Below are 8024 nucleotides of genomic sequence, written 5' to 3'. Positions count from 1 at the left end.
TTCAGGATGTCCCCAGATGGCGGTTTTGAAGATGTCTTGCTATCAAGGCCTAGACTAACATGCTTGCCGCCCTACCTCTTGTTTGAGTTCTTCTATTGTTGCTTGTAACTGGTGGATAACGATCGCCTGCTCAATGATTATATCCACCAACTCTTCTTTGGACAGCTGGTTAAGACTTTCCCGATCGATTTGTTGAGGCACGTTGAGGTTCATGATTGTGATACTCCACTCCAAGCGTCCCCTTTGTCAATACCCTAGCACCTGAATCCTTACTAAAAATTTAACGCTCTTCTGGTATTCTTCCTAAATAATCACAACCCTTGCTTACTGTTGCTTGTACCATAGCGTAAGAGTGCAAACCTCTATCCCACATTAACAACATTCCGGATGTTACTGAGCGTAATAATTTTAGTGATCTAACTCGTTCTCCAATCTTATATGGGCACATTAAGGCATCAAAAATTAAATGTGTTCCTGCCTCTACCAAAATAACTAATCTAACTTTGGGAAATGCCGCTTGTGTACCAGGACGACTACCGGGACGACCAAAAACTCTTGCATTTTCATCACTATCTGGGATATCTAAGCAAGTTCCATCAATCACTACAATTCTTAGTCCGTTTAGAAAACTTCCAATTGTTTCGCTGTTTGCCATTGGTCGCACCAACTGATGAAACAATTGCGTCATTACCCCTGCACCTAGTCGCTGTCGGGCTTGGGTGATAGCTGATTTACAAGGGATACGCCAATATTTACCAACTTTTACCCATGCCTCTGAAAGACCATCAATGAGATTTTTTAGTACATCTCGCATTGAATCTCTCGACCACAGACTCATTGCTATTATTAGACAAATGACCAGATGTGCTGGTAACGAACGATGGCGTTCCTCTTCTACTTTAGTTTTAGCGTTGGCGTAGCCCGCCGCAGGCATCGCTTGTTCGATTGAAGTTGCTGGGATAGCGACCTCTATCGCTTTGAATATCTCCGTACTTTGTATCTTAGGAGACACTAATGAGAATTCTTTGAGATGCACCCTGCTTGATTTCCATTTTTGGAAACAATGCCCATTTTACAGCTATTCTAGCCTTAACTGAACCGTATTGAGCTATATCCTTGCCACTCTTGTAGTTCATAGCTCTGGGTTTCCTCTTGCCTATAGGGACTATTTTCGATTGCTTAGGAGGTTGAGGCGGACGGTATTTCTCGCAATATAGAGGTCGAACTCCAAAGGTTTCTCATGGTGTGGGTGGTGAAGGTCTTTCCAACGCCAGGGCCACTAGTGAGGATCATGATTTTGGAGTAGGCTGCTATTTCTACAGCTCGGCGTTGCTGTTCTGAAAGCTGGATTTTTCGGCTGGCTGTAAAGCGGTCAATCCAATCACGCACACGCTCAATGTCAGTGCCAACAGGATTTTCCAAACGTTGGCGTATCAGTTGAGCTAAATTCTGTTCCGTATGAAAGTAAGTCGGCTTGTAGCAAAGTAGTGTTTTTTCTTCATCCCGCTCTCTAATCAGATCGGCGGCTTGTGCCATATCTTTAATAATGATCGCGACCGCTTCTTTCGTGGGCTGATGAGATTCGGTAGTCAGCAGTTTGATTACCGACTCAATCAGTTCACTTTGTGGTAAGTAACAGTGACCATCTTCGGCGGCTTCACTTAAACAGTGGATAATTCCCGCACGGTAACGAAATTCTGAGTCTGGCGCAATTCCGATATTTCTCGCAATCTTGTCAGCAGTCAGAAAACCGATCCCGTAGATGTCAGCTGCTAGCTGGTAGGGGTTTTTAGTAACAGTAGCGATCGCTTCATCCTTATATTGCTTGTAAATCTTCACAGCATAAGTGGTTGAAACGCCATGCCCTTGGAGAAATACCATCACTTCTTTGATGGCTGTGGACATTGCTTATGATCAGATGCCGCACATAATTATATATAATACTGGAATTCCGTTGATTATAGTACATAAATACTATCTTTTTCAGGTTACAGTAATAGTAGATGATAAAGTCGAAAATGCTGCTTCGCTTCACCATACGATGACTACGAGCGCAAGCTATGGAAGCTACGCCTCAAAGGTTGGCAAGAGTGAAATTGTTGTAAAAAACTATAGATTTTACTCTAATAAAGCTTCAATTTGCCCTAACAACTTCTCTAAAACTTTTGCTTTATTAGGATCTTCCCAGACTTTAGCTTGCTTAACTCGCTGATAGGCTTCCTTCATCCGATTACTCAGGATATTCGGCTGAGAAGACTTAAGAGGTTGAACTGATTGAATGTAACTTTTGATATCTCTAACTGAAAGATTTTCTTCAATAGTTTTCACTAAAAGTTGATGCCGCTGATCTTCGTCTTTCAATTGAGCGATGATACGGGCTTTGGTATATTCTAGTTGTCCTTGGCGCAAAATTTCTAGAACATCTTTAGGTAAATTTAGTAAAGGTAGGCGATGACTACGAAAACTGTCTGGAGTCACCCTACCTATTACTGAAAATATCTTTTCTACCATTTCCCATTGGTTACGAACAACGTTGTTCGTAATTTCTGTTTTTTGCTTTTGGAGGTTAGCAATATGATTGAGTAGGGAAATAACTTCTCCTTGAGAGCATTCCAAGCGGATAGATAGCAGTTGCAAAATAGCTTCAGTTTCCTCAACCGGATTTAAATCTTCCCGTTGCAAATTTTCGAGAAGGGCGACTTGGAAAGCATCTTGATTATTGAGATGGCGGATAATAACCGGAACTTGCTCTATTCCAAGAGTTTGAGCAGCACGGTAGCGACGTTCACCAGCAATCAATTCATAATTACCGGATTCTAACGGTCGGACAAGCAGTGGCTGCAAGATACCATGTTCACGAATAGAAGCAACTAGGTTTTCCATTCCTTGAATTGAAAAATAACGCCGAGGCTGATGAGCAGCTAGGTGAATTTGAGTTATTAATAAAGATTGTTCAATAGATTGGTTTTCCGAGAGTTGAGGATTATTGGTAACTCCTACTAAGTCAAGGAATTGTCTTGTTTTATTCGGAAATTCCATTTCATCTGCCATTGACAAGCGCCGCTTCGCCATATTACTCCTGTTCTGCCATTTCCCTGGCGATTTCTTGATAAGGTTCAATCAATTTTCTTTCTGTGGTATACCGATGGATTGGTTGACGCGCCAAGTTAGACTCTGGAAACTGAACAGACTTAGGAACTGGTTCAAAAATTTTGACCCCAGGGAGTTTAGTTTTAAGAGTTTTGAGAGCATCTTGGGTCGTGAGTGTACGGTCTGCCATTGTAGGCAAGACTCCTAAAATTTGCAAATTGGGGTGAGTGTCTTCATCACGAAGACTTTCGATAGTTTCCAATAATTGTCGTAAGCCTTCCAAAGCAAAAAACTGACATTGAACGGGGATTAAGACTGCATCTGCTGCCATTAGTGCATTTAGAGTCAACATACCTAAGCTAGGTGGACAATCAATGAGGATATGAGCAAATTTTTGCCGTAAAGGATTCAATTTCTTTCTCAGGATTCGGCTATTATCTGCCGAGGTCAAAATTTGCTTTTCTCCAGATGCTAGAGATATGTCAGCCGGAATCAGCTTGATTCCGTACTCGGTGTCAATAATAGTTTCAGATGCGCTCTGTTTACGATCTGTAAGTACTTCATAAGCAGTCATCTGCCCTGGCTGAATCTTGATTCCTAGACCTGTGGTTAAATTGCCTTGGGGATCAAAGTCAACTACAAGGCAGGAGGAACTTTCTGCCAGCAATCCACTTAGTGCAATAGTAGAGGTTGTCTTGGCTACTCCTCCCTTTTGATTAGTAACTGCGATAATCATATTTTCTTAGTACTATGCGATTTTTGATGAAAAAACATATATATATTAGTTACAGAATGAACTGATTCTATGACAATTTAAGTAGACCGCAAAGATTTTCACAAGTTTTAAACCAAAGTAATGAAAAACTAATGTTCCAAATTGCTTGTTACCTAAAAAGCTAACTATACTTTCATTCTGGCGATGAGGAGCGATTTAGTGAAATAAATTGGCGCTTAAAATAAACTTATTTCCCCAAGTCCACATAAAATTTTCTGATGAAATCAAAAGAGCGATCGCCCAAGCTACCTAAACAACAGGCAAAACCCAACGACCAAAGCCCAAAGCTTGACCTTGTTGCTTATAAACCAGTAGAGAAACAGCAGCCAACCTCTCAGCCTGGCATTACTCCCATTGATGAGCCGCCGTCAGTTGAGCAGCCAGCCCAAGCAGAGGTGATACCTCTCATGTCAAAGATGAACGCTGCGGAAAAACCGCAACTTTTTGAGAAAAGTAAGGCCGACCGTGCCTCTCCTGACAAGAGAAAATCCAAATTGCCGCAACAGCCCAGGCAGCAGCCCCAATTTACACTTCGTGAGGATGAAGAAGACCTACCACCAGCACACTGTCAACATATCCAATTTTTGGACTGTGACAAACCAGTGAGCCGAATTATATTTGAGTGCTGGCACTGTCAGCAGGGAATACTCAGCAAGTATACAGGTGAACCTGTGATGGGTGAGTACAAAGGTCGTCCTTCACTGATTCAGTTGAAAATCCAATGCCCTAATTGTGAACAGACGGCTATCAGATTAACAACAGGCGAGGTGCTTTCAACAATAGCGATTCCTTCACCTTGGCAGCAATGATCACACACTTTCTTCAAGAGTCACTGGTGTAGAGATATTAACGATTGATAATGCAAATAAGATTTTTAACCTCAATAATGACTGCACTAACGGCGCTCACGCTTAATAGTTGCAGTACTGCTACTACTGAACAGTATGAAGCTACAGCACTCACCAGTTACGCCTGGCAAGTTAAGTATGCGAATAACCTAACTAGTCAACCACAACCACGCATTGAAACTTTTGCTAATACTTCAGTGTTGAATCGGAATGGATTGAAACAGGCAGGAGCAGTTGTTGGCCCAGACGACCGAGGGTTATGGTGGCCTACTTTACCGCCGCGACCAAGTGTTGATGAAGTTGAACAACGTAAAAGACCTCAAGAAGAGGTAGGTAAACCTGAATTAATCAAAGATGTAAAGTACAAACTGACCTATGGGGTGGGTAATTCTCAGCAGACCCTACCTACTAATTATGAGGTTTATCGGCAAGTAGTAAAAGCTTATCCCCAAAAAATTCCTTTGGAATTAACTTTGGGTGTGAATGATAATTCAGTTGAGAAAGCTGAACCTGTAAGCAAGTAATAACGCACTCGTTACTTAGTCAGCAAGAAGTTAAAGATCAAAACTGAATTGCTTTTCAACAAAAAATTGACAGTAAAGTATAAATCAAAAAGTCAACGATGATCTAAATTAATTTTTGCTGCGTTGATAAAAAAGATTTCAAAAATTCTTACTGGGGGCTATATGGGGGCTATATATACCCCAACAATAGCTCAGGACTTTTGGGAATTTTGACCCCTGTATAGGGTATACATAGGTGCTAAGTAGGGTATATTTGACTGACTGACATTTTGTACCCCACTTAGCCCCCAAGGGGTTATGATAAACTCTTGAGATTAGGAAAAAAAGGGAAGTTATTTTATTCTTCTTTCTCTTGCCCTTGCAGATCACTTGAACAGATAATTTTCACTTTCTTAAAGTTTATTACTTGGACCAGATGTCAAACATTCACACGTTACAAAAAATTTTTCCTGCGGGTTTCGATAACGGTTACGGAAGTCTCAAACTTTTAGTCGATGGCTTTGAAGTAGTTCGTGTCCCCAGCTATATAACTAATGCCGAGATGGAAGATGTTCCAGGACGGGTAGTTTTTAACGGCACTGCTTACACAGTCGGAGAGTCAGCTTACCGTACAGGAAATTATTTTGACCGCAACACAGACAATAATGAAAATAAAGTCAACAACGCGTTGTTGACTTTGTTGGGCGCATTAGCACATCTTCCACACCGTAAGGCTTGGCACTTAAAATTAGTCGTCAGCTTACATGATGTTGGTCTGGCATCAGAACTACAAAAAGTACTCAATGGAGAATATCAGCCAATACTTGCTGGCAAACAATCAGAAGTAAAAGTAGAAGTCCTGAAAGTTGTACTAGAGGGAATGGGTGCATTATTTGGGCATCCACTACCGAAAAAGCTAACCATTTTAGACTTTGGCAATGGCACCACTCTGTATTCCCGTTACAACCAAGGGAAACGAGAAGTTCACACTGCTTACCCCATAGGTGTAGAAGTTCTCATTGATGATATCTCCCGGAAAATGAAACATTTGAATGGCGGAAAAATTGGGGATTTATCCAAAATCCGATTTTGTTTGGAAATGGGGCATACCAGGTACAGCCGCGACATCGATATCAAAGATGTTTACACCGCTTGCTTGAAAGATTGGTATGAGAAATACTTGAAGAAAGTGGTGAATCTGACACTTGATGCCAAGCACCAGGGGGATGAAATTTGGGCGATCGGTGGAGGCTGCCTCTTACCAGGATTTAAGAAGCTGTTGGAGAAAAACGGCTTCAAAATCCTGGACAATCCGGTAGAAGCCAATGTCTCTGGGCTTTTAGAGATGGCAAAAACTATTTTTGCCAAGAACCCAACTACTACATCTGGTACATCTCTTAAGTGAAGTTATAACAATGGCAGATAAAAAAGACTTAGCACCGGAAAAAGTTCGCCTCAAAGATAATTACCGAGAGCGCATATTTGCAGAATCCCAAAAACTAGATAAAAGTTACCTGGACACGCTTTACTTTATAGTTGATTGCTATTTTGTTTTTATCAAGGCTGGATTACCTGCACAACTTTTAGCTGACACACCCATTAATACTGAAGATAACCAACTCACGTCTTGGACTCCAACTCCATTTGCAGAGGAGAAAGAAGAAGATTCTTCAGGGGAAACATTCAGCCTTGATTTTGATTTGTAACGAGGATCTATTGGCACAAGAATGCAATAGTTTTGACACATTGAATTTTGGATTTTAAATAGTTCCCAGTCCCCAGCTATAGCAGTTTAGCAAGCTGCCGCATATCGTTGAAAACTATCTTAGCTCCTGCCTCAGCCAGAGCAGTGCGATCGCTCTGATGGGCATAGCCAAAAACTGTCATTCCTGCCGCGTATGCTGCTTGTACACCTGTTACAGAGTCTTCAATTACAGCACAATCTTCTGGATTGCTGTTCATTTGCTCGGCTGCATAGAGATACACATCAGGAAAAGGTTTGGGGCGTGAAACATCATTAGCACTATATAACTTGCCATCAAATTTATCCAGAAGCCCCGTTAATTTCAATACCATTTGAATATGGCGGTGGCTACTATTTGATGCCACACATTTGGGTAATCTAATTTGCTCCAATATTTCGGTAATTCCTGAAATTGGCTGTAATTCTTGCTGCAAGGGAGCAATTTCTCGTTCCTTGCAAAGTTCGACAAAGTTTTTGGGCAATGGTTTCTTGTAAGATGCTTCGATAATCTCTAAACAGGTTTTTAGAGACTTGCCGATAAATTTTTGAGTTACTTCTGCATAGGTGATAGGAAAACCAGCTTCCGTGAGCGTTTCTGCAAAAATACGATTGATGATTGGTTCACTATCAACCAAGACTCCATCACAATCAAAAATTACAAGCTTGAACCGATTTTTGACCATGTTTTCGCCTCAAATTTCGCATTCTACCATAGGAGTAATAACTAACACTACCGAGCGATCGCACTCTTATTGACTAATCTGGGACTGAATGCCTTAGAGGATGTTTTAAAAGTGGGGGGCAATTGTAAGAAAGCTCACAAGGCTTAAGCTGAGATTGTAAGCATCAGCACCTTGTGAGCAAATGACTAAAGCATATCGTAGTAACCTGAGTTGGGAACAGTGGGAATTGATTGAAAAAGAGTTTCCCTTACCGAAAACAGGGGGTCGGCCTCGTAGGATAGCTATATACACTGTTGTCAATGCTATTCTCTACGTACTTTGTGAAGGATGTACTTGGAGAGGATTACCAGGGGATTTTCCTGCATGGTCTACTGTTTATGG

Annotated in this window: 9 protein-coding genes and 3 pseudogenes; 5 read left to right on the top strand and 7 right to left on the bottom strand. The window is 41.3% G+C overall.

Translation table 11 applies throughout. The features are described from left to right. The 6 genes and pseudogenes from AC1F2U_RS34180 to AC1F2U_RS34155 all read right to left on the bottom strand — a co-directional run. Positions 1-213, bottom strand: a pseudogene (locus tag AC1F2U_RS34180) (IS66 family transposase); the annotation flags it as partial. A 79-nt stretch (positions 214-292) separates the two neighbouring features. Continuing rightward, positions 293-934, bottom strand: a pseudogene (locus tag AC1F2U_RS34175) (transposase domain-containing protein); the annotation flags it as partial. 67 nt (positions 935-1001) lie between these two features. Beyond that, positions 1002-1136 carry a hypothetical protein gene (locus AC1F2U_RS34170; RefSeq protein ID WP_480265175.1) on the bottom strand — a complete coding sequence of 45 codons (135 nt, stop codon included), beginning with the start codon at positions 1134-1136 and terminating at the stop codon, positions 1002-1004. Positions 1137-1221: 85 nt separating this feature from the next. After that, positions 1222-1896: pseudogene (locus AC1F2U_RS34165) on the bottom strand (helix-hairpin-helix domain-containing protein); the annotation flags it as partial. Between the two features lie 222 nt (positions 1897-2118). Then, positions 2119-3072: a ParB/RepB/Spo0J family partition protein gene (locus AC1F2U_RS34160; protein WP_480265174.1), complete on the bottom strand. Its 954-nt coding sequence runs from the start codon at positions 3070-3072 to the stop codon at positions 2119-2121. A gap of 1 nt (position 3073) precedes the next feature. Further along, a complete protein-coding gene (locus tag AC1F2U_RS34155) occupies positions 3074-3826 on the bottom strand; it encodes a ParA family protein (RefSeq protein ID WP_480265173.1) in 753 nt (250 codons plus the stop codon). Between the two features lie 257 nt (positions 3827-4083). Here AC1F2U_RS34155 and AC1F2U_RS34150 point away from each other — a divergent pair, with 257 nt between their 5' ends. The 4 genes from AC1F2U_RS34150 to AC1F2U_RS34135 all read left to right on the top strand — a co-directional run bounded on the left by AC1F2U_RS34150 (position 4084) and on the right by AC1F2U_RS34135 (position 6922). Next, positions 4084-4674 (top strand): hypothetical protein, encoded by a 591-nt coding sequence (locus AC1F2U_RS34150; protein WP_480265172.1) that lies wholly within the window; start codon positions 4084-4086, stop codon positions 4672-4674. 77 nt (positions 4675-4751) lie between these two features. After that, the gene (locus AC1F2U_RS34145; protein ID WP_480265171.1) at positions 4752-5237 is read left to right on the top strand and encodes a hypothetical protein; all 486 of its coding nucleotides are present in this window, start codon (positions 4752-4754) and stop codon (positions 5235-5237) included. Between the two features lie 415 nt (positions 5238-5652). Beyond that, positions 5653-6621, top strand: a complete 969-nt coding sequence (locus tag AC1F2U_RS34140) for a ParM/StbA family protein (protein ID WP_480265170.1) — start codon at positions 5653-5655, stop codon at positions 6619-6621. Between the two features lie 10 nt (positions 6622-6631). Continuing rightward, a complete protein-coding gene (locus AC1F2U_RS34135; RefSeq protein ID WP_196519416.1) occupies positions 6632-6922 on the top strand; it encodes a hypothetical protein in 291 nt (96 codons plus the stop codon). A gap of 76 nt (positions 6923-6998) precedes the next feature. Here AC1F2U_RS34135 and AC1F2U_RS34130 read toward each other — a convergent pair whose 3' ends face one another. Next, on the bottom strand, positions 6999-7643 hold the full coding sequence (locus AC1F2U_RS34130) for an HAD family hydrolase (RefSeq protein ID WP_480265169.1): 645 nt from the start codon (positions 7641-7643) through the stop codon (positions 6999-7001). A 181-nt stretch (positions 7644-7824) separates the two neighbouring features. Between AC1F2U_RS34130 and AC1F2U_RS34125 the strand changes: the two genes are divergently transcribed. Continuing rightward, positions 7825-8024: transposase (locus tag AC1F2U_RS34125; RefSeq protein WP_480265168.1), on the top strand; the 200-nt coding region annotated here is incomplete at its 3' end.

The sequence above is a fragment of the Nostoc sp. LEGE 12454 genome, assembly GCF_056620565.1.
Note: the sequence above shows the minus strand (reverse complement) of the source record. Positions and strands in the feature narration are given on the sequence as shown.